Source organism: Limosilactobacillus panis DSM 6035 (assembly GCF_001435935.1).
Lineage (GTDB): Bacteria > Bacillota > Bacilli > Lactobacillales > Lactobacillaceae > Limosilactobacillus > Limosilactobacillus panis.
The window spans coordinates 23,579-49,454 of record NZ_AZGM01000064.1; the positions used below are offsets into that span (position 1 = coordinate 23,579).

The 25,876-nt window shown below is 50.4% G+C and carries 25 protein-coding genes and 1 pseudogene; 20 read left to right on the forward strand and 6 right to left on the reverse strand.

Going from position 1 to position 25,876, the window contains the following annotated elements; translation table 11 throughout:
• Positions 1-4 precede the first annotated feature (4 nt).
• Both FD32_RS04460 and FD32_RS04465 read left to right on the forward strand, forming a co-directional pair.
• Entirely contained in the window at positions 5-1,051 is a 1,047-nt protein-coding gene (locus FD32_RS04460) for a zinc-dependent alcohol dehydrogenase family protein (RefSeq protein WP_047768246.1), read from the forward strand.
• A 28-nt stretch (positions 1,052-1,079) separates the two neighbouring features.
• Positions 1,080-1,667, forward strand: coding sequence for a peptidylprolyl isomerase (locus FD32_RS04465; RefSeq protein ID WP_047768244.1), 588 nt, complete (start codon positions 1,080-1,082; stop codon positions 1,665-1,667).
• Positions 1,668-1,735: 68 nt separating this feature from the next.
• Here the strand turns inward: FD32_RS04465 and FD32_RS04470 are convergent.
• Positions 1,736-2,617, reverse strand: a pseudogene (locus FD32_RS04470) (LysR substrate-binding domain-containing protein).
• Between the two features lie 130 nt (positions 2,618-2,747).
• Between FD32_RS04470 and FD32_RS04475 the strand changes: the two are divergent.
• The 5 genes from FD32_RS04475 (at position 2,748) to FD32_RS04495 (ending at position 10,002) form a co-directional block, all read left to right on the forward strand.
• Positions 2,748-4,376 carry a malolactic enzyme gene (locus FD32_RS04475; RefSeq protein ID WP_082126048.1) on the forward strand — a complete coding sequence of 543 codons (1,629 nt, stop codon included), beginning with the start codon at positions 2,748-2,750 and terminating at the stop codon, positions 4,374-4,376.
• Between the two features lie 352 nt (positions 4,377-4,728).
• Positions 4,729-6,117, forward strand: a complete 1,389-nt coding sequence (locus tag FD32_RS04480) for a class II fumarate hydratase (RefSeq protein ID WP_047768231.1) — start codon at positions 4,729-4,731, stop codon at positions 6,115-6,117.
• A 25-nt stretch (positions 6,118-6,142) separates the two neighbouring features.
• Entirely contained in the window at positions 6,143-7,537 is a 1,395-nt protein-coding gene (locus tag FD32_RS04485) for a flavocytochrome c (protein WP_047768229.1), read from the forward strand.
• Between the two features lie 66 nt (positions 7,538-7,603).
• Positions 7,604-8,539, forward strand: a complete 936-nt coding sequence (locus FD32_RS04490; RefSeq protein WP_047768227.1) for an L-lactate dehydrogenase — start codon at positions 7,604-7,606, stop codon at positions 8,537-8,539.
• Positions 8,540-8,580: 41 nt separating this feature from the next.
• Positions 8,581-10,002, forward strand: a complete 1,422-nt coding sequence (locus FD32_RS04495) for an anion permease (RefSeq protein WP_047768225.1) — start codon at positions 8,581-8,583, stop codon at positions 10,000-10,002.
• 106 nt (positions 10,003-10,108) lie between these two features.
• Here FD32_RS04495 and FD32_RS04500 read toward each other — a convergent pair whose 3' ends face one another.
• Positions 10,109-11,056, reverse strand: a complete 948-nt coding sequence (locus tag FD32_RS04500) for a sugar-binding transcriptional regulator (RefSeq protein WP_047768224.1) — start codon at positions 11,054-11,056, stop codon at positions 10,109-10,111.
• A gap of 149 nt (positions 11,057-11,205) precedes the next feature.
• Here FD32_RS04500 and FD32_RS04505 point away from each other — a divergent pair, with 149 nt between their 5' ends.
• From FD32_RS04505 to FD32_RS04555, 12 genes are all read left to right on the forward strand, one after another.
• Positions 11,206-12,354 carry an NAD(P)-dependent malic enzyme gene (locus FD32_RS04505; protein ID WP_082126047.1) on the forward strand — a complete coding sequence of 383 codons (1,149 nt, stop codon included), beginning with the start codon at positions 11,206-11,208 and terminating at the stop codon, positions 12,352-12,354.
• A gap of 21 nt (positions 12,355-12,375) precedes the next feature.
• Positions 12,376-13,419: a [citrate (pro-3S)-lyase] ligase gene (gene citC, locus FD32_RS04510; RefSeq protein ID WP_047768220.1), complete on the forward strand. Its 1,044-nt coding sequence runs from the start codon at positions 12,376-12,378 to the stop codon at positions 13,417-13,419.
• On the forward strand, positions 13,419-13,712 hold the full coding sequence (citD, locus tag FD32_RS04515; protein WP_047768218.1) for a citrate lyase acyl carrier protein: 294 nt from the start codon (positions 13,419-13,421) through the stop codon (positions 13,710-13,712). Before citC ends, citD begins: the two co-directional genes overlap by 1 nt.
• 2 nt (positions 13,713-13,714) lie before the next feature.
• Positions 13,715-14,620 carry a citrate (pro-3S)-lyase subunit beta gene (citE, locus tag FD32_RS04520; RefSeq protein WP_047768215.1) on the forward strand — a complete coding sequence of 302 codons (906 nt, stop codon included), beginning with the start codon at positions 13,715-13,717 and terminating at the stop codon, positions 14,618-14,620.
• Positions 14,610-16,148 carry a citrate lyase subunit alpha gene (gene citF, locus FD32_RS04525; RefSeq protein ID WP_047768213.1) on the forward strand — a complete coding sequence of 513 codons (1,539 nt, stop codon included), beginning with the start codon at positions 14,610-14,612 and terminating at the stop codon, positions 16,146-16,148. Before citE ends, citF begins: the two co-directional genes overlap by 11 nt.
• A 105-nt stretch (positions 16,149-16,253) precedes the next feature.
• A complete protein-coding gene (citG, locus tag FD32_RS04530) occupies positions 16,254-17,681 on the forward strand; it encodes a triphosphoribosyl-dephospho-CoA synthase CitG (RefSeq protein WP_056962121.1) in 1,428 nt (475 codons plus the stop codon).
• Positions 17,662-18,453: an alpha/beta fold hydrolase gene (locus FD32_RS04535; RefSeq protein WP_047768209.1), complete on the forward strand. Its 792-nt coding sequence runs from the start codon at positions 17,662-17,664 to the stop codon at positions 18,451-18,453. The genes citG and FD32_RS04535 overlap by 20 nt, the downstream gene beginning before the upstream one ends.
• Before the next feature lie 175 nt (positions 18,454-18,628).
• Entirely contained in the window at positions 18,629-19,000 is a 372-nt protein-coding gene (locus tag FD32_RS04540) for a helix-turn-helix transcriptional regulator (RefSeq protein ID WP_235803762.1), read from the forward strand.
• Positions 19,000-19,137: a hypothetical protein gene (locus tag FD32_RS10230; RefSeq protein ID WP_235803759.1), complete on the forward strand. Its 138-nt coding sequence runs from the start codon at positions 19,000-19,002 to the stop codon at positions 19,135-19,137. Before FD32_RS04540 ends, FD32_RS10230 begins: the two co-directional genes overlap by 1 nt.
• Before the next feature lie 94 nt (positions 19,138-19,231).
• Positions 19,232-19,510 carry a hypothetical protein gene (locus FD32_RS04545; RefSeq protein WP_047768208.1) on the forward strand — a complete coding sequence of 93 codons (279 nt, stop codon included), beginning with the start codon at positions 19,232-19,234 and terminating at the stop codon, positions 19,508-19,510.
• Between the two features lies 1 nt (position 19,511).
• Complete coding sequence (locus FD32_RS04550) at positions 19,512-19,838, forward strand: hypothetical protein (RefSeq protein WP_047768206.1); 327 nt, start codon at positions 19,512-19,514, stop codon at positions 19,836-19,838.
• A gap of 2 nt (positions 19,839-19,840) precedes the next feature.
• Positions 19,841-20,047, forward strand: a complete 207-nt coding sequence (locus FD32_RS04555; RefSeq protein WP_047768204.1) for a hypothetical protein — start codon at positions 19,841-19,843, stop codon at positions 20,045-20,047.
• Positions 20,048-20,106: 59 nt separating this feature from the next.
• On the opposite strand, the gene FD32_RS04560 is transcribed toward FD32_RS04555, so the two are convergent.
• Positions 20,107-21,111: a LacI family DNA-binding transcriptional regulator gene (locus FD32_RS04560; protein WP_047768202.1), complete on the reverse strand. Its 1,005-nt coding sequence runs from the start codon at positions 21,109-21,111 to the stop codon at positions 20,107-20,109.
• A gap of 154 nt (positions 21,112-21,265) precedes the next feature.
• Here FD32_RS04560 and FD32_RS04565 point away from each other — a divergent pair, with 154 nt between their 5' ends.
• Entirely contained in the window at positions 21,266-22,888 is a 1,623-nt protein-coding gene (locus FD32_RS04565) for an alpha-amylase family protein (RefSeq protein ID WP_056962122.1), read from the forward strand.
• 108 nt (positions 22,889-22,996) lie between these two features.
• On the opposite strand, the gene ttdB is transcribed toward FD32_RS04565, so the two are convergent.
• The 3 genes from ttdB to FD32_RS04580 form a co-directional block, all read right to left on the reverse strand.
• Positions 22,997-23,608 carry a L(+)-tartrate dehydratase subunit beta gene (ttdB, locus tag FD32_RS04570; protein ID WP_047768200.1) on the reverse strand — a complete coding sequence of 204 codons (612 nt, stop codon included), beginning with the start codon at positions 23,606-23,608 and terminating at the stop codon, positions 22,997-22,999.
• 1 nt (position 23,609) lies between these two features.
• A complete protein-coding gene (gene ttdA / locus FD32_RS04575) occupies positions 23,610-24,530 on the reverse strand; it encodes a L(+)-tartrate dehydratase subunit alpha (protein ID WP_047768198.1) in 921 nt (306 codons plus the stop codon).
• Positions 24,531-24,758: 228 nt separating this feature from the next.
• Positions 24,759-25,757, reverse strand: coding sequence for an AraC family transcriptional regulator (locus FD32_RS04580; protein WP_047768196.1), 999 nt, complete (start codon positions 25,755-25,757; stop codon positions 24,759-24,761).
• Positions 25,758-25,876 lie beyond the last annotated feature (119 nt).

Below are 25,876 nucleotides of genomic sequence, written 5' to 3' on the forward strand. Positions count from 1 at the left end.
TAAGATGTCAGGTGAAAGTGAAAACATTCCAGAAACAATGCGAGCATGGGCGGTTACTACTCCAGGACCAATTGATGGGGAAAAGGCACCCATTAAACTGGTCGAAAAGCCAGTACCCCAGCCGCAGCGGGGCGAAGTACTTGTCAAGGTTCTGACCTGTGGAGTTTGTCACACTGACCTGCACGTAACGGAGGGTGACCTGCCAGTCCACCACGAACATGTTACCCCCGGTCACGAAATTGTCGGTAAGGTGTTTGCCCAGGGCCCCGAAACACAGCGCTTCAAGCTGGGTGAACGGATTGGAATTCCGTGGTTCCGTCACGCCTGTGGGGTATGCAAATTCTGCCGATCCGGTCATGAAAACCTCTGTCCCCACTCAATCTATACGGGTTGGGACCACGATGGTGGCTACGCCGAATATGTTACTGTCCCTGAAGGATTTGCATACCGGATTCCCGACCGCTTTGACGATCTGACGGCGGCACCCCTGCTGTGTGCCGGCATTATCGGTTACCGGGCATTTGAGCGAGCTAATGTCCCCGCCGGTGGTCGTCTCGGTCTGTACGGCTTTGGTGGTTCAGCTCACATTACCGCCCAAATTGCCTTAGCCCAAGGGATTGAAGTACACGTCTTTACTCGGGGAAAGGATGCTCAGAAATTTGCCCTCCAGTTGGGGTGCGCTTCTGCTCAGGGCGCTTACGACCCATCGCCCGTACCGTTGGACTCTTCTATTATGTTCGCCCCGGTTGGTGACATGGTCCTGCCAGCCTTAAAGAGCCTGACTCCAGGGGGAACTCTGGCCCTGGCCGGAATTCACATGTCGGATATCCCAACCATGAACTACCAGGACGATATTTTCCACGAAAAGGTCCTAACCAGCGTTGAGAGTAATACCCGTCGTGATGGTGAAGAGTTTTTGACCCTTGCAGACCGGCTCAAGATTGAACCGGCCGTTACTGAATACCCGTTTGAAAAGGCGGATATGGCCCTCCGTCACGTCAAGGGTGGTAATATTAAGGGTGCGTGTGTCCTGCGGATTAATAAGGACTGATAAAGGCAATAAGAAATGAGGAAATGTTATGAACTATCCACAGTTAAACTTAGACCAGATAACTGGTCCAAAGGCAACCATCAAGATTAACCAGGGTGAGATCAAGGTCCAACTTTTCCCAAAGCAAGCTCCCAAGACAGTTGAAAACTTCACTAAGCTGGCTGAAAAGGGCTACTACGACGGGGTCATCTTCCACCGGGTTATCCCCGACTTCATGATCCAGGGCGGTGACCCGACTGGAACTGGCCGGGGTGGCGAAAGCATTTACGGCCGGGCGTTTGAAGATGAGTTCTCAACGGAACTCTTTAACTTTAACGGGGCCCTTTCGATGGCTAATGCGGGTCCCAACACGAATGGCAGCCAGTTCTTTATCGTTTCGGCAACCCGGGTGCCAAAAAACATGCTGGATGAAATGAAGGCGGTCGGTTACCCCCAAGAGGTGATTGACAATTACAAGGAGAACGGTGGAACACCGTGGCTTGACCACCGTCACACCGTCTTTGGCCAGGTGATTTCCGGGATGGATGTTGTCCAAAAGATCAGTAAGGTTGCCCGTGATCAGATGGACAAGCCAAAAGACGACGTGGTAATGGAAAAGGTTACGATTGAAAAGTAATATAAAAAGCAACCAGAACAAAAAAGCCGTTGGCGCTCAATCTTGAACGTCAGCGGCTTTTTAAATATTTACTTACCCTGCTTCACCAGCAGCTGCCAGAGCTTCTCTTCATTACTTGATAAAAGCGTGGTTTCCCGCCGGGCCAGGGATAAGCGAAAGTGGGGCTGGTCATCATCAGTAATATCTAAGGTGGTCACCTGATCGGCCGGTGAAATTGCCAGGCTGGTCAAAAAGGAAATACCGAGGTTTTCTGCCACCATTGCCTTAATGACGTGGATGTCGGGGGTCCGGAACAGGACGTGGGGACGGAAGTGGGCGCCGTGGCACATCTGCTTGAAGGCCTGCTCATGGAAAAACTCACTACCAGGGATAATGAACTGTTCGTCTTTAAGCTCGCGGAAGGTTACCGCTGTCTTGTTCGCCAGGGGATGGTCCTTACTAACGATCACCTTGAAGGGGTAGTGGGCAAACTCCTCCGTTTTTAGGCAGGGCTGGTCAAGTGACTCGAGTGAACCGAGGAGGGCAATGTCGAGTTGGCCATGCTAAAGCATCTTTAGCAGCTCCCGTGACCCGTGCTCGAAGGTGTCGAGAAGGGGCATCAAATTGGCCCGCATCAGCATGGGCGTCAGCGGTGGAAAGTAATAGTTACCAATGATTGGCGGCAAGCCAAAGCGAATCCGGGTGGACTTAGTCCGGTCAATTTCCTGGCGGGCAATGGTGAGCTCGTTCAGGATGACATTGACATGGTTGGCAAACTGCTGGCCCGCCGGGGTAACGTGGAGTTCCTTGTGGGCATGGTCCCGGATAAAGAAGGTCGTCGCAAAGTCACTTTCCAGGCGTTTAATCGACATCGTGATTGTGGGCTGGCTGACTTTAAAATCAGCCGCAACTTTCGAAAAATTTTTCTCCTGAATTAATTTTTGATAATATTCTAAATCTTTGATCTTCATAATTGATTCCTTCTGTATCAGTGATAGCAATCGGGTATATTAATTATATTTATAGCATAGCATAAATTTGACTATAATTTTACGGGCCGACTATGATAGGGACAATCATTAAGCAAAGGAAAGTGACTAAGTGATGCGCAAGGGAATGCAAATTTTAAACGATCCATTTAAGAATAAGGGAACGGCCTTTACGATGGCGGAACGAAAAGAACTCGGCCTATTGGGCTTACTTCCTAACCATGTCCGGACGATTGAAGAGCAGGCGGCAGAAACCTACGCCCTCTACGAATCAAAGGATAGTGGGATTGAGAAGCGCCACCTTTTAATGGAGATCTTTAATACCAACCGGACCCTCTTCTTCTACCTGATGAAGGAGCACATCACGGAATTCATGCCGGTGGTTTACGACCCGGTAATTGCCGAATCAATCGAACAGTATGACGAACGCTACCTCCGGCCCCAGGATGCTGCCTACTTGGACATCAACCACCCCGAAGATATTAAAGAAGAATTAGCGGATGCTGCTGACGGCCGGGATATCCGCCTGATTGTGGTTACTGATGCGGAAGGAATCCTCGGTATTGGTGACTGGGGGGTTAACGGTGTTGACATTTCAGTCGGCAAGCTGATGGTTTATACCGCAGCTGCCGGAATTAATCCGGCCCAGGTCCTGCCAGTTTCTATTGATGTCGGGACCGACAACGAAAAGTTACTTAACGATCCTAACTACCTAGGTAACCGAGAGAAACGGGTCCGGGGTGACCAATACTTTGCCTTCATTGACCGCTTCGTTACCGAAGTTGAAGGCCTCTTCCCTAGGAGCCTGCTCCACTTTGAGGACTTCGGACGGGGAACCGCCGCTAAGATCCTCGATAAGTACCAGGATAAGATTCTGACCTTCAACGATGATATTCAGGGAACCGGAATCATATCCCTGGCCGGGGTCCTCGGTGCGATGAACATCTCCAAGGAAAAGATCACCGACCAGACCTTCCTGACCTTTGGTGCCGGTACCGCTGGAATGGGAATTGCCAAGATGCTCTTTGAAGAGTTGGTCCGGCAAGGCCTCTCCCCAGAAGAAGCCAAGAAGCGTTTCTACCTGGTAGATAAGCAGGGGCTACTCTTCGATGATACGGAAGGCTTGACGCCAAAGCAGAAGCCGTTTACCCGCCAGCGGGTGGAATTCGATAACCCCGATGAGTTGACCGACTTGCTCGCCGTGGTAAAGGCAGTGCACCCAACGGTAATGATTGGGACATCGACCCAGCCGGGGGCATTCAACGAAGCCGTTGTCAAGGAGATGGCCAGCCACACGAAGCGGCCGGTGATCTTCCCACTCTCCAACCCAACCAAGCTGGCTGAGGCCAAGGCCGCGGACCTGTTGAAGTGGACAGATGGTCGGGCACTGGTAGCAACCGGGATTCCTGCCGGCACGATCGACTACAACGGTGTTTCCTATGACATTGGTCAGGCCAACAATGCGTTAATCTATCCTGGCGTTGGCTTCGGGGCTCTTGCTGCCCAAGCCAAGGTATTGAACAACGACATGATTGCGGCGGCAGCCCACGCCCTGAGTGGCATTGTTGACCCTGACCAGCCGGGGGCAGCGGTCTTGCCACCAGTTAATAAGCTGACAGAGTTCTCCAAGAAGGTTGCCATCACGGTTGCCCAGTCCGCAATTAACCAGGGCCTGGCCGGTGAAGGTATTAACGATGCCAAAAAAGCCGTTGAGGAAATGACCTGGGAGGCCAAATACTAAAAGACAAAATTAATTTGGCTGTTGAGAGAAATTTATTAGCGGATAACGACTTATCAGACTTTATACATTAGAAATGTATAATTGCCTTGTGATATTAACCGTGAAATGATAATTGCTTGTGATTTATTTTCAAAATTGCAAGCGATTTTTTATTTTAAAAGCACTTGTGAAACAAATTCTTGCACCGGCTGAAAAGGCTATCATTTCGCCGATCTTCGTCAAGACCATAAGTGAAATTTATAGAATCTTAAAGATTTGACTATCATATTTATAATGCGTTACGATAATGGCGTAATGATGTGTAACATTTCACAAGTTGTTATTGCATGATAATACATTGGAGGTATTTATTATGTCAGATTACCGAACAGAAGAAGACACTCTCGGTCCAGTAAAAATCCCTGCAGACGCATTATGGGGACCACAGACTGAACGGAGTCGTAACAATTTCCCTACTGGTCAGTACATGCCATTAGCAATTATCCATGCACTACTGAACATTAAGAAGGCTGCTGCTCAAGCAAACATGGAAACCAAGGCCATCTCTGATGAGAAGGGTAACTTGATTGTTAAGGCAATTGATGAATTGCTCGCATTAAGTGATGAAGATTTGCGGAAGGACTTCCCATTGAAGGTTTACCAAACCGGGTCTGGTACGCAAACCAATATGAACACCAATGAAGTTGTTGCCCACAAGGCCCATCAACTTAACCCGGACATTGAAATCCTGCCTAACGACGACGTTAACAAGGGGCAAAGTTCCAATGACACCTTCCCAACGGCCATGAACGTGGTTGCCCTGGAAGCCCTCGACAAGCTGAAGCCGGCTGTTCAACACTTGATTGACGAATTAAAGGTTAAGCAAGACAAGTACTGGAAGACTGTAAAGGTCGGCCGGACCCACCTGCAAGATGCCGTTCCGTTGACGTTTGGTCAAGAAGTTTCCGGCTACGTGGCTGCTTTGGAACACGACTTAGACTACATCAAGACCTTGGAACCAACCTTAAACGAACTGGCTATCGGTGGGACGGCCGTTGGTACTGGCCTGAACGCTGCTGAGGGTATGCCAGAAAAGATTGCGGAAAAGCTTTCTGCCGTTTACAGCCTGAACCTGACTGCCAAGAGTAACAAGTTCTACGGCCTGGCAAACCACTCCGGTTTAGACGTTGTCCACGGCGCCTTGAAGACCCTGGCCGCTGACATGTTCAAGATTGCCCAAGATATTCGTTTCTTGGCTTCTGGTCCCCGGGCTGGTTACGACGAATTAAACATTCCGGCTAACGAACCGGGCTCCTCAATCATGCCAGGTAAGGTTAACCCAACCCAAGCAGAAGCCGTTACGATGGCTGCACTGCGGGTCTTCGGTAATGATACCGTTGTTACCATGGCTTCCTCACAAGGGAACTTCGAAATGAACGTTTACAAGCCAGTTATGATTGACGCCTTCCTTGAATCCGCTGACCTGCTGGCTGGTACAATCACCGGGTTTACTGACCGTTGTGTCAAGGGCCTGACCGTCAACGAAAAGCGGATGGCTGAACTGGTTGACAACTCACTGATGACCGTCACTGCTTTGTCACCACACATTGGTTACCACGACAGTGCCAAGATTGCCCAAGCTGCTGATAAGGCCGGTAGTACCCTGAAGGAAGCAGCATTGAAGTCTGGCAAGGTTACTGAAGAACAGTACGACGAATGGATGGATATGCTCAAGATGACTAACGCAGACCGTAAGGACTAGTCATTGAGAAAGGAAGATCTTAATAATGGCAGAAAATTTTCAACCATTATCAGTTAGCAAGTTAAACGACAGCTATGATGTTGTCATCATCGGTTCCGGTGGGACCGGATTAGCGGCCGCAATTCAGGCTAACGAATTGGGGATGAAGGTGGCCGTATTAGAAAAGGAAGAAGAACTCGGTGGTAATACTAACCGAGCCTCTTCCGGAATGAACGCGGCGGAAACCAACGTCCAACTGAAGCACGGGGTAATTGATAACGTTGCCGACTTCTACCACGAAACCTACAAGGATGGTGGTCGGCTGAACGACAAGGACATGCTCGGTTACTTTGTTTACCACACCGCCCCGGCCGTTGACTGGTTAGCTGACCACGACATCAAACTGGATGACATCACCGTCACCGGGGGGATGTCGAAGAAGCGGACCCACCGTCCCGCAAGCATGGCCCCAATTGGTGGCTTTTTGGTAAAGAGCCTCCTGGGTGTGGTTGCAAAGGAAAACATCCCAGTATTCAACAACACCAAGGTTACGAAGCTCCTTCAAGCTGCTGATGGCCGGATCAAAGGGGTTGAAGTTAAGTCAGGTGACCTTACCAAGAAGGTCGATGCCAAGGCGGTAATCCTGGCAACTGGTGGCTTCGGTGCCTCTAAGGAATACATCGAACGCTTCCGTCCTGACCTGAAGGACTACAAGACCACTAACCAACCGGGAGCAACTGGTGATGGATTAAAGCTGGCAGAAAACGTTGGCGCAGAGCTGATGCAGATGAACCTGGTTCAGGTTCACCCAACAGTTCAACAGGACCACCCGCACGTTTACCTAATTGGTGAAGCGGTTCGTGGTGAAGGGGCCATCCTGGTTAATGCCCAGGGGGAACGGTTTGTTAACGAACTGAATACCCGGAAGATTGTTTCTAACGCCATCACGGCATTACCAGAACACAGTGCCTACCTGATTTTTGACCAGGGAATCCGGGACCGGGCCAAAGCCATTGAATTCTATGATAAGACTGGCTTAGTCGTTCATGGGGACACCATTGAAGACCTTGCCCAGAACTTAAACATGGATCCAACAACGCTGAAGGCAACGGTTAACACCTGGAACCAGGCTGTTTCAAGCCATGACGATGAACAGTTCCACCGGACAACCGGGATGGACCGGGGCATCACTAAGCCGGGCTTCTTTGCAATCCACATTGCACCCGCTATCCACTACACGATGGGTGGTATCCACATTACACCAAAGACCCAGGTACTCGACGGTAATGGTGACATTATCAAGGGCCTCTATGCCGCTGGTGAAGTTGCGGGTGGCCTGCATGGTAACAACCGGGTCGGTGGTAACTCAATTGCCGAGACGATTGTCTTCGGTCGCCAAGCGGGTCAACAGGTTACACTGTACGCACGTGGTCTGAAGTAAGACCTTATTTGGGGCTTAATTGGCCCCGAGCAATTATTTAATTCTCAATTATGGGAGGAATTCTTTATGATTAAACGTCGCCACAAGGTTCTCTTAGTTGGTGATGGTGCGGTTGGTTCATCATTCGCATACTCGCTTTTACAAACGACCCCCGAAGTCGATGAAGTGGTAATCGTTGATCTCAACAAGGACAAGTCATACGGTGATGCCTTAGACTTACAAGACATTACCCCATTAGAATCACCAACTACCATTCGCTCCGGTGAATACAGCGACGCTAGTGATGCTGACGTTGCTGTCATCACCGCTGGTGTTCCCCGGAAACCTGGCGAAACCCGCTTGGACCTGGTTAACAAGAACGTTAAGATATTGAAGACCATCGTTCAACCAATCGTTGACAGTGGTTTCCACGGTATCTTCGTCGTTTCTAGCAACCCGGTTGATATCCTGACCACTTTGACGCAAAAGCTGTCGGGCTTCCCTAAGGAACGGGTTATTGGGACCGGGACTTCGCTTGATAGTGCCCGATTGAACGTATTGCTGGCCGAAAAGTTAGATGTCCCCGTAAGTGAAATTGATGCCCACATTATGGGCGAACACGGTGATACCTCGTTTGCCGCCTTTGATGAAGCCACCGTTAATGGTGAACCACTCAAGACGGCTACCGACTTGACCGCTGATGATTACGCCGCCCTCGAAGAAGCCGTTAAGAAGCGTGGTGGCGAAATCATTGCGCATAAGGGAGCAACCTTCTACGGGGTTGCCAAGTGCCTGGCTTACATTGTTAAGGCTATCTTGGAAAACCGTAACGTGACCCTGCCAATTTCCGCACCGCTTAATGGTGAATATGGCGTCAAGGACCTCTACTTAGGGGTACCAGCTGTTATCAACACCAGTGGAATTGTCAAGGTGCTTGAACATGACCTTTCTGCTGAAGAAAGCAAAAAGATGATCAACTCTGCCGCTAAGATGAAGGAAGTCTTGGACGGGGTAGAGCTGTAATTGATTAGATTTTAGGTAAGTAAGTAAGGAGAGAAATAATAATGGGATTAGCTAAATTCAAGGCTAAGGCGTGGGCCTGGCCACTTGTTATTGGATTAATTCTGTGGTTCTGTGGCCCAATTCGCCCTGCCGGCGTTTCAATGGCTGCCTGGCATATGTTTGCCATTTTCGTTGCCACAATTGTTGGATGTATCACACAACCACTGCCAATTGCCGGAACAACCTTAGTTGGTTTTACGGTCATGGTTTTGGTGGGCTTAGCACCAATGAAGGAAGCATTAACGGCCTTCAGTAATTCATCTGCTTGGCTGATTGCAATGGCCTTCATGCTCTCACGGGGCTTTATTAAGACCGGCCTTGGTCGGCGGATTGCCCTTGTCTTTGTGCGGAGCTTCGGTCACCGGAGCTTGGGCCTGGCCTACTCAATCATGGGAATCGACCTGGTTACTTCACCAGCCATCCCAAGTAACACCGCCCGTGCCGGTGGGGTTGTTTACCCAATTGTAAAGTCACTGGCAGAAACTTACGGGTCTGATCCCAAGAAGGGGACCCGGAAGAAGATTGGTTCCTTCCTGGTATTCTCTGAATTCCACAGTAACCTGGTTACTTCTGCAACGTTCATGACTGCCATGGCTCCTAACCTGGTTATCGTTGCCTTGGCCAAGACATTGCACATCAACATTACCTGGTTAGGTTGGTTCGTTGCCGGTGTTGTACCAAGTATTATCTGTTTGATTGCGACCCCGTACATCATCTACAAGATGTACCCGCCTGAGGTTAAGGAAACCCCTAACGCTAAGGAATGGGCAAACAAGGAATTAAAGGAAATGGGAGCAATGAAGCTTTCTGAAAAGCTGATGGCTGCCATCTTCATCCTGACCCTTATTCTTTGGATGCTGACGAGTTTCATTCCGGCTATTGATGCAACCTTTGTTGCCTTTTTGGCCATCGCCCTCTTACTGATTACCGGGGTTCTGGAAACCAAGGATATCTTGAAGGAAACCGGTGCTTGGAACGTTCTGATTTGGCTGTCAATCCTGGTTTACATGGCTGACCAACTGGCTGAATTAGGCTTCATCAAGTGGTTCTCCAACTCAATTGGGTCCGCCTTACACGGTATCAGCTGGGTATGGGTATTGGCAGTACTGATGATTGTTTACTTCTACGCTCACTACTTCTTTGCCAGTGCAACGGCCCACGTTACTGCAATGTACGCGGCCTTCGTATCAGTTGCGATTGCCGCGGGTGCACCAGCAATGCTGACTGCCATGCTGTTGGCCTTCACATCTGCATTCATGAGTTCAACCACTCACTATGCCAACGGTCCAGCCTCCGTCCTTTCGTCCTCTGGTTACGTTACCCAGTCCGAATGGTGGAAGATGAACTTCGTAATGGGGATTTTCTACCTCTTGGTATACGGAATCATTGGTTCCCTCTGGATGAAGATTATCGGCCTCTGGTAATTTGAAATTGAATAGTTTGTTTGCTACTGAATAGGATTGAATTTGTAAGTTGCTTTCCAGTAGTAAAAGAAAAGTGGCTTAGCAAATCATGCTGAGCCACTTTTGCTTAAATATCTAGTGCTTCGGTAATTCTGATGGCGACCGATTCAGTCATAATCATATCGGTGAAGAGTTGCCCGGCCAGGGCGCCCATTGCCGCTTGATACTTCGACTTGCGCTGGACAATGGCAATCCGGCGGGGAATCTTTTCAATCGCCGCTAAGGAAATTGACAATGTCTTGTCGGTGCCGGGCCCAACCAAAAAGTGGCCATCAATATCAAATGGGCGACCAAAGGCCATCCCGGCAACCCCCTTAGTATTGACCCCGGGGAAAATTTCCTTGATGTGGTCGTGCCAGGCGGGGATACTGCTTACCGATTGGAGGGTGCCAAGTCCACAGACGACCATGTCCATTTGGGCGGCCTTGTTAAACGCTTCGGTAAAGGCCGGTTCTTGATAGAGGGCTTGCCGGGCCTGGTCGTTAACCACGTACAGGGGCCCCGGAATGGTGCAATAGGGAGCGTCATAACGGGCGGCGGCCTTTTGGACCATCCTCATGGAGGCCGCTGAGGAGTGGTACTTCATATTCTCACCCATGAACTGGGTGAAGGTCAGCTGCTTGGCCGCCTGTTTATTGAAGTGGTCAAGAATCGTGTAAATTGTTTCCCCCCAGGTGAGCCCGACTATGTGACAGTTTCTGATCAGCGATTGCACCTGGTTAGCAGCGAAGGTCGCAATGATTTCGTCCCGGTCGAGTGGGTTGCTGGGGTCCTTAATAACGGCCAAGTTCTTGACCGGGTAGTGACGTTTTAAGGTCCGCTCCAGTTTATCGTTACGGTCGTAATTGGTATGAATATTGATGCTAACGATTCCGGAAGCCAATGCTTCATCAAGGTATTTCATTATTAGGTAGCGGCTGAGGTGATACTTCTTTGAAATGTCACTGATGGCCATCTTGCCCAGGTAATAGTCCTGAGCCAGGTCGGCCAGGAGCTGGTTGTGTTCTGCATCCATCGTTTTTCCCCGCTTTACTATAGAGTCTTTGCCTTTGATTATATCATTTTCTCCGTCTAAAATATTTTAAATATTTAAAAATTAAGTTTGATATTTGCAATATTTAAAAAGCGTTGTAAGATGGTAGTAGTGATTGGAGGATGTTACTAATGGAAGATGAAGAATTACTGTCACTACACGCAAAACACCACGGTGTCCTGGCTATTTCACCAGGATTTGCGGTTCACAACAAGAAAGAATTAGGTGAAGCCTATACACCAGGTGTTGCCGTAATTTCTAAGCTGATTGAGCGTTATCCAGAATTAAAGGATAAGTACACGATGAGCGGGAAATTAGTGGCCCTGGTGACAGATGGTTCTGCAGTCCTGGGCCTAGGAAACATCGGCCCTGCTGGTGGATTACCGATTGTTGAAGGGAAGGCCTTGCTCTACAAGGACCTCTCTGGTGTGAACGCCATTCCGCTGACGGTGGAACAGGTTTCGCCGGATGAAGTTGTGGCAACCCTGAAGAACATGCAGGAATCCTTTGCCGGCTTCCACCTCGAAGACATTGCCGCCCCGCGCTGCTTTGAAATTGAGGAGAAGTTGGCCAAGGAGGTCAACATTCCGGTTTACCATGACGACCAAGAAGGAACGGCAATCGTTGTTCTGGCCGGCTTGATCAATGCCGCAAAGGTGGCTGGTAAGAAGCTCACCGACTTAAAGGTCGTTATCAACGGGGTCGGGGCATCTGGGGTTGCGACTGCCCGCCTCCTCTTTGCTGCTGGCATTAAGGACATCACCTTTGTTGATATCAATGGTCCTGTGCACGCTGACAGCAAGGAATACAACCACTTCCAAACGGACCTGGTAAAGCAAAGCAGCGACCAAACGGCTTACGCAAGCCTGGACGAAGCGGTTAAGGATCGGGACGTCTTTATTGGCTTGTCTGACGCCGACGTCCTGAGCGCTGACCAGGTAAAGACAATGGCAGATAACCCAATTATCTTCGCCCTGGCTAACCCGAAGCCGGAAATTGACCCCCAAGTGGCTTATGATGCCGGGGTCAAAATCATGGCCACCGGTTCGAGTCAGTACCCGAACCAGGTTAACAACATTCTGGCCTTCCCTGGCCTCTACAAGGGCCTGTTGGCAACGGACCTTCACAAGGTTGACTACGGCTTAGAAACGGCGATTGCCGAGGGGATTGCCAGTTTGGTTCCCGAACCAGTCGCCGATCGCTTTGTTCCGGGCGTATTTGACAAAGGTGTGGTTGACACCGTTGCCAAGGCCGTTCGCGATTACGCAGCAAGTAAGTAATTAAAACGAGGAGGGACGTTGATGGAGATTCGCGAGATCAACATCCATATCAAGCGAAATTTCAATAAGTGGCAAAAGTTTCTGAAGAAGACGGGAATCACCACTTTCTCACCAAAGGAAACGGACCAAGTTGAACGCACCTTTGTCTGGGAGGATGACGGTGAAATCATGGCGACCGGTTCAATTGCTGGTAACGTCTTGAAGTACATTGCGGTTTGTTCCAAGGTTAAGGGGCATGGTGAGACCTTCAACCAACTGGTTAGCAAGTTGGTTAACGAGGCCGCCACGATGGGGCGTTTCCACCTTTTTGTCTTCACCAAGCCGCAGTACGTGCAAAGCTTTGGCTACGTTGGCTTTCATGTGCTGGCCCAGGTGGAAGATGGAGCCATTTTAGAAGCAGGGACCCCGGATGTCCATGATTACATCAAGAATTTGCCCCACTTTGCTGACCAGGACAACAGCCGGGTTGCCGGAGTGGTCATGAACGCTAACCCCTTTACTAACGGTCACCGTTACCTGGTGGAACAGGCAAGTCGAGAAAACGATCACGTCTATGTCTTCGTGGTTAGCCAGGAAGCGTCACTTTTTACCTTTGCCGAGCGCTTTAAGCTGGTCAAAGAAGGTTGTCGCGACCTAGCAAACGTCACGGTGGTACCGGGGGACAGTTACATGGTTTCTTATACTACCTTCCCGGCCTACTTCTTGAAGGACAACCAGGACGTCGCTCACTTTCAGGCGGCCCTTGATGCCCAGCTGTTCAAGCAGCAGGTTGCCGGTCCACTAAATATTACTCGTCGTTATGTGGGCAGCGAGCCCTTCTCAAAAACAACCGATATTTATAACCAAGAATTAACTAGGGTTCTACCACCTGATGTTGAGGTTAAGATCATCGAGCGTGCTAGCAACGCTAACGATGATGTAATTTCGGCAACGAAGGTACGAGCAGCGATTGCTAATGATGAATTAGCGGTGGTGCAAAAATACGTTCCACAATCTACGCTCTCATTTGTTCAAAATAACTGGTCTGATCTCAGAGCACGCATTAAGGAAGGAAGTTTAGAATAATGGATATTAAGAAGACTGCATTAGCAGGAACTCTGGAATCATCCGATATCCAAATCACCCTGAGCAAGGGTGATAATGGGGTTAATATCGACCTTGATTCCTCAGTTGAAGAACTCTACGGCGATCAAATCCGCAAGGTGATTACTGATACTTTGGCAGCCTACGGGATTAAAAATGCCAATGTAAAAGCCGTTGACAAGGGGGCCTTGGACTGTGTCGTTAAGGCACGGACCATGGCTGCTGCGCAACGGGCCCTAGAAACTACTGATCAACCAGACTGGGAGGTATTTTAATAATGGAAGAACGTTTACGTCGGACCATGATGTTTGTTCCGGGGAACAACGCCGGAATGGTTAAGGATGCTGGTATCTACGGTGCTGACTCCATTATGTTTGACCTGGAAGATTCTGTTTCCATGTCAGAAAAGGATGCTGCACGGATGCTGGTTTACGAAGCTCTGCAAACCCAAGATTATGGTGACTCTGAATTAGTTGTCCGGGTTAACGGGATCGACACCCCATACTTCAAGAACGATGTTTATGCCATGGTTAAGGCTGGCATCGAGGTCGTTCGTCTGCCCAAGGTTGAATCTGCCCAAATGATGCTCGACCTGGTTAAGGTGGTTGAAGAAGCTGAAAAGAAGTTTGACCGTAAACCAGGCTCCACCCACGTTATGGCCGCTATTGAAAGTGCCAAGGGGGTTTTAAACGCTCCTGAAATCGCCGCAAGTACCGACCGGATGATTGGTTTGGCCCTCTCTGCCGAAGACTACACTACCGACATGAAGACCCACCGTTACCCAGATGGCGCTGAACTTGAATTTGCCCGCAACATGATCCTCCATGCTGCTCGTGCCGCTGGGATTGCTGCTTTCGATACTGTCTTCACCAATATGAACGATATCGAAGGCTTCCAACGGGAAACTGAACATATCCACGAACTTGGCTTTGACGGTAAGTCCCTTGTTAACCCAAGGCAAATCGACTGGGTCAACAAGGTTTACGAACCAACCAAGAAGGAAATTGAAAACGCCCTGGACGTTGAAGCAGCCATTGAGGAAGCTCACCAAAAGGGCTCTGGTGTTATTTCCATGAACGGTCAAATGGTTGACCGCCCAGTTGTATTGCGTGCACAACGGGTTATCCGCTTAGCCAAGGCTTCCAACCTGATTAATGAGGAGGGTGAATACATTGAAAAATAATGTCGGTCGCGAAATCTCAGACGAAATTTTAAACTCAACGAACCACAAGCCATTCGAAACTACTGAAATCGGCCACCCAACTGTTCACTACACGGGCCACAATGTTCGGGTCACAAAGGGTGACGATAAGCTGGTTGACTCCCTGGACCAAGTTATTAAGGACAACCTGAAGGACGGCATGACCATCTCCTTCCACCACCACTTCCGTAACGGGGACTATGTCTTCAACATGGTGATGGACAAGATCATCAAGATGGGTTACAAGGACTTAACCTTAGCTCCATCTTCTCTGACCGGGGTCATGAACGACAAGGTAATCGAAGCCATCAAGGCCGGGACCATCACCAACATCACTAGTTCCGGGATGCGGGGCAGCCTGGGTGAAGCCGTTTCTCACGGTTTACTGAAGAACCCGGTTATCTTCCGTTCTCACGGTAACCGTGCCCGTTCAATTGAAAATGGTAATATCAAGATTGACGTGGCCTTCCTCGGTGTGCCAAATTCTGACCGGATGGGGAACGCCAACGGGATGAACGGTGAATCCGCCCTTGGTTCCCTTGGTTATGCCTTAGTTGACGCCCAATACGCTAACAAGGTGGTTCTGCTGACTGACACCATCGTTGACTACCCGAACACGCCGGCCTCCATCAAGCAGACCCAAGTCGACTACGTTGTTAAGGTCGACAAGGTTGGTGACCCTGACCGGATCGGTAGTGGTGCTACCCGGTTCACTAAGGACCCGAAGGAACTGAAGATTGCCAAGATGGTTAACGACGTCATCGTCAACTCACCATACTTCAAGAATAACTTCTCCTTCCAGACTGGTACTGGTGGTGCTTCGCTGGCCGTTACCCGTTTTCTGCGTCAATCCATGCTGGACAACGATATCAAAGCTTCCTTCACTTGTGGTGGGACGACTTCACCAATTGTCAAGCTGCTTGAAGAAGGCCTGGTCAAGAAGGTTATGGATGTACAAGACTTTGACAAGGGTGCTGCTTCCAGCATGAAGTCCAACCCTGGTCAAACCGAAATTGACGGTTCATGGTACGCAGATCCAGACAACAAGGGTGCCATGGTTGACCAACTGGACATTGCCATCCTGTCTGCACTGGAAATCGATACCGATTTTAACGTCAACGTGCTGACCGGTTCTAATGGTGTTATCCGGGGTGCCGTTGGTGGTCACCAAGACGCCGGTACTGCCAAGATGACGATTATTTCTGCCCCACTGACCCGTGGACGGATTGCCACAGTTGTTCCTGCTGTTAACTCCATCACCACCCCAGGTTCATCCATTGATGTCCTGGTTACGGAAGTTGGGGTTGCGGTTAACCCGGCCCGGAAGGACTTAATTGAAGCCTTCAAGAAGGCCCCAAGCATTCCGCTGGTTTCAATCGAAGAACTGCAAAAGCGGGCTGAAGGCATCGTTGGTAAGCCAAAGCCAATCGAATACACTGACCGGACGGTTGCCCTGGTTGAATACCGTGACGGGACCTTGATTGACGAAGTAAAGCAAATCAAGGACTAGTTAAGGCCAACACATAAAATAAAAAAAGAGGTTGGAGAAAGTGTTCCCCGACCTTTTTTATACATATAATAATAGTGGTAGCAAAAGGAAACAAAGGAGTCCATGATGAAGAACATTTTTACGAACGGTGAAAAACAGGATATTCCGGCCGTCTTGGCCAATAAGGACCACCGGGCAGCTGTCCAACGCCGCCTGGTAGCTGACTATCCAGAAATGACCGTGGTGGCGGCAAAACTTAACATTCCTGGGCCCATCAAGAATAACCCGGCCATCAAGGAGTTCTTTATTGTGGGGCTCAACCAGCTCGAACACCAGTGGCGACAAGCTGGGACCCTCTTTTACCAGAAGGGCCAGTGGCTTGATGCCGGAACCGGGCCCGAGCGCTTTTATCTGGTGAAGGCGGCTGCTCCCGTTGTTAAGGCAGCGACGACGGCCTTTGAGGAGGCGACTGCCAGCAACCGCCTCTTTGACCTTGACGTACTGGTCAAGGAAAACGGCCAGGTCCGGCCCCTCTCTCGGGCAGACTCCGGACAGTCGGCCCGGCGGTGTTTTGTCTGTGGGCGCCCGGCCAAGGAGTGTGGGCGGTCCCGTCGCCATTCAGTGGCAGAACTCCAGGAGGCAGTTAACAAGCTGATTGTGGCGGCGTTGACGGCGGCGCACCGGTCCGTGGTCAGTGACCGCCTGGTTCAGTTTGCCCAGCGGGCCCTCTTGTATGAGGTGATGGCCTGGCCTAAACCGGGATTAGTTGACCCGGTCGAACACGGTGCCCATCCCGACATGGACGCCTTTACCTTCATCAATAGCGCCGTTTCCCTCCGTAGATACCTCCACCAGGCAGCGGAAGTGGGGATGCGCGCCAATACGGACGACTACCCACTGATGTTTAACGAACTGCGCGAATTCGGCAAGGTCGCCGAACAGGACATGTTTGCGGCCACTAGGGGGGTCAATACCCATAAAGGAGCCGTCTTTTCCCTCGGCATCCTGGTGATGGCGACTGCAGCTAGTTGGCGCAAGCTGGGCCGAGTTGACCTGGACGATATTCAGGTAGTGGTTAAGGCCGCGCTGGTCGACCTGGTCAAGGATGATTTGAAGAAGCTGCCGAATGCGGCAGACGAGACCGCCGGTGAGCTGCAATACCGCAAGTACGGATTGACGGGGATCCGTGGGGAAGCCCAGGCTGGTTACCCAACTGTCTTTCAGTATGGCTTGCCGACGATGCTTGAGACCGTCGGAAGCTGGAATACGCGGATTGTGCAGACCCTCCTGACCCTTGCCCGCCACACCGAAGACTCCACCCTGATTAAGCGGGCCGGTGACCCCGCTATTTTGCAGTGGAAGGATAAGCAGGTTGACGAATGCCTGGCCGCGGGTGGAATTACTACCGCGGCGGGCCGGGCATTGTTAAATGACCTGGAGCAGGAGTTCAGTCGCCGCCACCTGAGCCTGGGCGGGACAGCCGACCTGATCATTCTGACGTTCTTCCTAACCCTAGTAAAGGAGGAGTTAGCTAATGGACTATCAAACGAGTGATGGCGTCCAACTTAACTACCAAGTTGCCGGTAGTGGGCAACCAGTGGTCTTGATTCACGGCTTTGGCGGCTACCAACAGATTTGGTGCTTGCAGGTCCCGGAACTGGTCAAGCAGGGCTACCAGGTGATTAGCTATGATCAGCGGAACCACGGGGCGTCAGGGCACACGCCGGGCCTGGATTCAATTGACCGGCTAATTGATGACCTCCATGAACTATTGGTGGGCTTAAAGGTTGATTGGCCCTTCCTAATTGGCCACTCGATGGGGGCGGCAGAAATTTATGGCTTTCTAAAGCAGTATCCTGATTGTCCGCTCCGGGGGGCAATTGCGGTCGACCAGTCACCGAAGATGCTCAACACACCGCAGTGGCCCTATGGCTACATGGACATCACCCGGGCCTCTTACCGGTTAAAACTGAGGGAACATGGCAATGTCCGGGAAACCTTGAACGGGGTACCAAAACAGGTGCTGGATAAGCTGGCACCGGAAAAGGCGATGTTCCCCTTCGTGCGGGCGGAAAACCTTCCCCTACTGTATGACCACGCCAAAAAGGACTGGCGGTCGGCAATTGAAGGGGCAAGGATACCATTACTACTGGTCACGGCTAACCAGAGCCCGTTCTTTGATGGGCGGTTTGCGGACGTGATGCAGGCGGCCAACCCTGATTACGTATCCCGCCAGGCAATTGACCAGACCGGTCACGTGGTGATGGCTGAGCAGGCAGGCAGCTTTAACCAGGTAATGGACGAATTCTTAAAAGAAAACAAGTAGGTGGCGTTTCTTTAAGGTCGCTAGTGGACGGATTCCTGATCCCGTATGCTAGCGGCCTTTTAGCTTTGGCGGTTAACTGTCAGGTAAGTGGCGGCTAACTGGCGGGTGATTGTCGTGTTAAACGACCTCCTGAACTGTTACCATAGGACTGGAGATTAAGGAGGAGATGGTAGTGATGGTAAAAAATAGGATTAAGGAGTTGCGGACTGCTTGCCACTTGTCTCAGGAGCAGTTAGCAGAGAAGGCCCAGGTGTCAGTGAGAACAATTCAACGACTGGAGGCCGGGGACGATGCCAGTATCTCAACTTTGAACCTGGTGGCTGGTGCTCTGGGGGTTGAAGTAGGCGACCTCTTCTTACACACCGACACCAGCCAGGAGCAGGAGGAAAAGATTCAGTCAGCCGATGAGCAATTACAGTACCAGCTCCAGGCCCGCCATGAGGAGTTCCGGACCTTTAAGCACCTCTATAATGCCATTTTCATCATCGTGATGATGGCGTGGGGGCATTATTTCCACTGGTCCACAGTGATATATACTCTTCTTTAATGGGGGTGTTTTGGATTGGTGCCTGGATCATAATGGTGCCACTGAAGAAGTGGCTGACAATCAAGAAGGTTGACCCCAAGCTTGACCGTAAGTTTCCGCTAACGGCCAGCCGGGTTGACAAAGATAAGCAGGGTTAGCGGGCCGTGCTATACTGGATTGGATAAAAGTGCAATGGTTAAGAATGATTTCCCGGGAAATTATCATTGAATTGAGTAGGAAAAGACTGATTGGATGCGAGAAATACCAATTAAACAAGCCAAGGCGATTCTCAAACGGGCACTGAAGGGGACCGCAAACCAGCGAATCTGCCTGTTGACGAAGAAGAAGGACCGTTCTTTGACAATGGCGATCGGAGATGAAGCCCTGGCCTTGATTGAGCAGGGCTACATTGATGATAAAAAATCCTACCGTTTGGCTGGTGGGGAAGCCAAGCATGCGGTAACGGCCGCCTTTAAGCGGGAATTCCCACGGAGCCACCAGGTATACTTGAGCCAGACGAAGGAGGATTAGGATGCAGGTTGAATTTTATGAGCGTGGCTGTAAACCCTTCTTCAAGAAGCACCGTCGTCAGCAAAACGATGTGGAGGCAATGATTAGGGCAGCCATCACCAGGGAGGTTGCGACGGGGATGACGAAGGTCAAGCTGGCAACCAAGAAGCGAGTTGCTGGTCAGAGTATCTATGAGTTTCGATTAAACCTGGGGAAGCTTGGCTCTGCTCGGCTGGCGTTTACGGTGGACCAGGATCACGCGACCGTGTATTTCATTAGCAGTCACTTCCAGAAGGCGACCTTCAGCCATGAATTTGGCCAGGTAGTTACAGAAATTGAGAGGCGTTAAAAATGAGTAAGTACGATCAATTATGGAAATACATTGCAGATTGTGGCCAGAATCGCCTAATGATTCCATTTAGTGCGGTCGAAAAGATTGCGGGTGTTCCGCTCGACCATTCTTTTCTGAGGTATAAGAAGGACCTGCTTGACTATGGCTACCAGGTCGACCATATCTTTTTGAAGAAGCAGCAAATCCAAATTAGTCGAATTAAGTAAAGAGGCCTTCAGCATTCGGGTGTTCCGCGTGCTGAAGGTCTCTTTGGATACTACGCTATTTAAATACTGCGACGTTCAATAAAGTTAGCCGGTAGAATTGCCTGAACAGGGACATTTCGGTGCTCGAGCAGGCGTTCCAGGGCAAGCCGGACCGCCATTTTCCCCATCTCATAGCTGTGGGGACGGACAGAGGAAAGTGCCGGTGTTAAGCGGGTGGCCTGCTGGCTGTCATCAAAGCTAGCCACCGTTAGAGACTTTGGAATCACAACCTGGTGCTGCTTGGCTGCCTGGTAAACGCCCGTTGCTAAAATATCACTAGCGGTCAAGACGGCGTCGAAACGGAGGGAACTCTGCAGAATTTCATCCATGGCCCGGGCTGCTTCCTCAGCGTGCCAACCGGTCTCATAAGTATGGGCCGCTAGGTGGTGAGCCTGCATCCATCTTCGATAGGCACTGGTCCGGATATCAGTAATTTTATCACCGTGGTGGCCGTCTTTCTTCAGTGGGTACCCACTGCCGCCAATAAAGGCAATTCGCCGGTGGCCAAGCTGGTAAAGCCGGTTTAAGACTACCGCGGTGGCGACTTCGTAGTTATTACGGACCAGGTCATAACTGGCAAAGTAACGGTAGTCATCAATGATGATTAAATTCTGGTTATACTGGTAAAGCTGCTCAAGAAAGGCCCGTTCAAAGATGCCAATCAGGACCACGGCCTGGAACTTTTGAGCGCTGCGGTATGAGAAAGCCTGGTCGGGGATGGTTAGCCACTTCCCGATGGTCAGGCCGTGCAATGCGGCCTCATCTTTAATCCCCTGGTTGATGGTAGAGAAGTAGGTGCGGGTGGGATCCTGTGGTACTTGGAGAACGAGAATTTGACTTTGCTGCAGGTTCATTGCCGCAATCTGTGAAAGGTGCCCCGCCTGGTAGCCCAGTTGGTGGGCTGCTTGGGTGATGGTCCGTCGCGTACTATTCTTGACGGCTAATTGTGGGTCGTGGTTGAGCACCCGGGAGACGGTTGCCGGGGAAAACCCCGTGACTTTAGCAATCTGCCTGATACTGGCCATGATGGTCCCTCCCTTGGTAAGTTAGTAAACGTTTAGTTTCCCTTTCTATCAAGGATTGTACCACGCCTTTTTCTCTAATAATTGCTAGCTTATCATTCCAAATAGTGAAAGCGCTTTTATAATAAGGCTAACGAATAACGAGGAGGGCATAATGATGAACGAACAATTTTTCCTTCAGACACCGCAATTAGTGACGGTGGTTAATGACAATGGCCGGACAAGTAAACGGTGCCAGGGGCAACAGACTACGGTGGCCGAAACAAAGGTGGCCTATGATTTAACGGCCCAGGGCGCGGCGGTCAAGATCAGTTCGGTTGTACCAGTTAGCTTTGTAAGGTTGCGTTGGAAACACCACTTTGATTCCCAGGCACAATTTTTGGCTGATGAAGTTGAGCGGGGCTATGGGACAATGGGCTGGCAGAAGCTAACGCCTAATCGAATCATGCCCTGGTACTTCATGGAAAATCATGGGGACACGACCACTGGCTACGGAGTGATGACTCAGCCGAACGCCTTCTGTTTTTGGCAAGCCGACCCGGCTGGGATCACCCTGATCATGGATGTCCGAAATGGGGGAAGCAGTGTTGAGCTTGGTGACCGCCAGTTGACGTTGGCTACGATGGTCAGTGAAAAGTATGTGCACGTGACTTCCTTTGTGGCCACCCAGCGTTTCTGCCACCTGATGAGTCCCCACCCGGTACTGCCTAAGGAGCCGGTTTACGGGAGCAATAACTGGTACTATGCCTATGGACGCAGTTCGGCAAAGGAGATTGTTAGCGATACTGCCTACCTGAAGGGCCTGACCGCCGGGATTGCCAACCGGCCCTTCATGGTGATCGACGACGGCTGGCAGGTCGACCACGTTATCGATGGCTACAACGGGGGACCATGGCGGGCTGGCAACGCTGCCTTTCCCGACATGGGGGCTTTGGCGCAGAAAATTGTTGACCAGGACGTGAAGCCGGGAATCTGGTTCCGCCCCCTGCTCGACCACCGTGAAGGGATTCCAGATAGCTGGCGGAACCCCTTGAATGGCGCCCTAGACCCAACCGTGCCGGCAGTCTTGGACCGGGTCAAGGGTGACGTTGCCCAGCTATGTAAGTGGGGGTACCAGCTAATCAAGCATGACTTTACGACCTTCGACCTCTTTGGCCGCTGGGGTTTTCAGATGCGGCCCTTTGTAACCACAGGTGGTTGGCACTTCTTTAACAAAACACTAACCAATGCGGAAGTTGTTAAACAGCTTTACCAGGCTATCTACTCAACGGCCGCTCATTACCACACCGTCATTCTGGGCTGTAACACGATTGGTCACCTCGGTGCCGGTTTGATGCAATTGGCCCGGATAGGGGACGATACCAGCGGTAAAGTCTGGGAGCGAACCCGGCAAATTGGAATCAACTCACTAGCCTTCCGGTTGCCCCAGGATCAGGCATTCTTTAGCATTGATGCTGACTGCGTTGGAATTACCGAACAGATTGACTGGCACTACAACCGGCAGTGGGCCCAGCTAGTGGCCGAGTCGGGAACGGTCCTGTTCATCTCCGCTGTTCCGGGAATCCTTACCGCAGATCAGCGCCAAGAACTCCACAAAAGCCTTGCCCTGGATGCCCAACAAAGCAGTCACTTTACTCCCCAGGATTGGCAGCTAATCGACTGTCCGGCTGAATGGGTGAACGGCAACCAGGTCCGCCACTACGACTGGTATGAACCTACAGGGATTCAATTCAGTGATGATACGCCCCGGTCGATACCGTTCTATTCGATCGCACACTGAATGAAAAAAGAAACTTAAGCGAGTGAAGCGCTTAAGACTAGTGTCAAAAGGACGCAACCATATTTTCGTGGTTGCGTCCTTTTGTGAAATGTTGACAGTAAGTTTTAATTATTGGATAAATTGAACCTGTTCGCTGATCTTCTTAATTTGTTCTTCCTTACGCTTGTTGAATTCGGCCTTCTTGGCGTCGAAGAAGTTGTCACCATTGGTATCAATCGTTACAACCAGTGGGCCAAAGTCCTTGACCTTGCATACCCAGAGGGTTTCTGGCATCCCCAGGTCAGTCCACTGGGCGTCAACGATCTTTTCCACGTGCTTGGCAGCGTAAACGGCGTTCCCAGCAGGGTAAACTAATTGCAGAGCCTTGTCATTCTTGCAGGCCCGAGCCGTACCAGGGCCCATGCTACCCTTACCAATAATCAAGCGGACACCGGTTTTGTGGACAAATTCTTCTTCAAACATTTCCATCCGCATACTGGTAGTTGGGCCAACGGCAACCATCTTATACTTGTTGTCTGGCAGGTACTTAATGATTGGGCCGGCGTGAAGGATTGCCTTGTCCTTGATGTCAACGGGCAGTTTGAGTCCTTCCTTTACAACCCGGCGGTGGGCGTCGTCACGTGCGGTTACCATGGTCCCGGTCAGGTAAACAATGTCCCCAATCCGGATGTCCTTGATATCGTCAGCGGAAATTGGTGTAGTCAAATGATAAGTCTTCATTTTATAATTCAACCCCCTTGTTCATTGGTAATTCGTAGTTAAGATCTTGGTCGAGTTTAATCAGGCCCCGACGGTGAGACCAGCAACCGGTGCTGACCCCAACCCCGATAACTGATGGGTGCCGGGCAGTGTTAATGATGTTAACACCCATGACAGACTTCTTACCACCAAATCCTTGAGGGCCAAGGCCAATTGCGTTGATCCCGTCTTCAAGGAGGTGCTCCATCTTAGCAGCCCGCTTGTTTGAGTTGTAGGAGTCAACCCGCCGCAGCAGGGCGAGCTTGGAGTTCATTGCCGCGGTTTCAACAGAGGTTGCAATCCCAACACCGACGAGGAGTGGTGGGCAGGCGTTAACACCGTATGTGGTCATCCGGTCCATGACGAAGCGGGTAACCCCTTCGTAACCTTCACCAGGCATTAAGACCTTGGCAACACCGGGCAGGGTACAGCCACCACCGGCCATGTAAGGGTAAATCTCAATGTCGGAGCTGTGCGGCATCAATTGGGTAAAGATTCCTGGAATACCGTCACCAATGTTAATGTTGGTGTTGTATTCGTCAAAGGTTTGGACCGCGTTGGTTCGCAGTGGAGCAATTTGGGTAGCCCGGTAGGTAGCGTCAACGAGGATTTCGTTCAGTTCATCGATCAATGGGAAATTGGTCCCAATCTTAACGAAGAATTGTAATGTCCCAGTATCTTGACAGCTTGGCACGTCGGCTTCAGCGGCTAAACGCTGGTTTTCCATCATTGTGTCGTAAACTAACTTTTGCAGGGGGTCAACTTCAATTTTAGAGAATTCAACTAACTTCTTAGAAACGTCATCTGGTAAACGGTGACTAAAAATATCAAGGTATTTGACTAACAGGTCGCGCAGTTTAGCACCCTTAGTACTAAGGGTTGGTTCAGTATAGTCGTACTTCATCGGATCATTCCTCCTTTAGATTCTGTAATTATTATGTGATTTAAAACGCAAACTTTCTATGTCATTTTTAAGCACTTTTTTGCGAAAAAGGGGCTGCTCGTAACCGTTAAAATTATCATTAGCATTCCTCCCGAATATAAAAAAGGACTGTCAAGACTGGCCTAGTGGTCGTCATGACAGTCCTTTTAATTTATAAATTGCGATGGAGAATGTTAAATTGTTGGTATCCTAATTCTTATCATCGAGCAGTTTAACAAGTTCTTTCTTGAGCAAGCGATAACGGAGGCCATCTTTCTTATAGACGCAGTTTTGACAGTCGTTTTCAAGAAGCCGTGCCGCATTCTGGGGGTAGCAGAAGTTCTTGAGGCACTGGCGGGCACACGCGAGTTGCTGGTGACTGATTTCCTGTTGGAAGTGGGCGTCCACGGCGGTCACCTTGGGCGAATACTTTTCCTGGTAGGCGGACGGGGTAATGCCAAAGTGTTTCTTAAAGGCTAGGTTGAAGGACTTGACCTCGGTGAAGCCGTTATTTAGGGCCACGGTACTAATCTTTTCGTGCCGTTGATTGAGTTCGCTGGAGGCGTGCTGGAGCCGTTCCCGGGTCAGAAACTCGTAGAAGCCGATTCCAAAATGCTGCTTGAACAGCTTTGAGAAGTAGGGCTTTGAATACCCGTACTTCTTTGCCAGCATGTCCAGGCTGAGCGGGCGTTGGTAGTCCCTTTGAATATCTTTAGCCACCTGGGCAAAGTAAACGTTACGTTGCTTGGGCGCCTGGGCGCGGTCCGTAGGAGTAAAGAAGTTCTCGTACAGTAAGCTGGTCAGGCGGAAGCAGGCACTATTTTTTTCAAAGGGGTTCTTTGCGAAGTAGAGCTGGGCAACCGCCCGGCGCAGGGCCGGGTAGCTGTGGTGGTGGCGGTTCAGGGCACCGTTTAAATTGAATTTTCCGGTGTTCAGTTGAATCCCTTGTTCTTGAAAGAAGGTGGGCTGGATGTGGGTCCGAATGGCTAAGGTGTTGGGGTGGGCAGCCAGAGTAGCGTGGCCCTGGTTGGCGTTGATGAGGATCATGTCAGCCGGGGCAAGCTGGTACTGGTGGCCGTCAACGTTGACAATTACCTGTCCTTGAATCACCAGTAGTAACTCAATTGCGGGGTGCCAGTTGTAGTGGTAGTTACCAATGGCGTAAATAAGTTGGTCAAAATAAGAACTGATTGCTTTTGAAAGACCCATGAGCACTTCTCCTCCTTTATTACCTTACCTACTATTATATAGCGAATCGTACCAGTTCGTCTTATCATAAGCTTTTCCTTTTTGACGGTTTTAGCGTAGTATTTAACTTAAAGGGGATG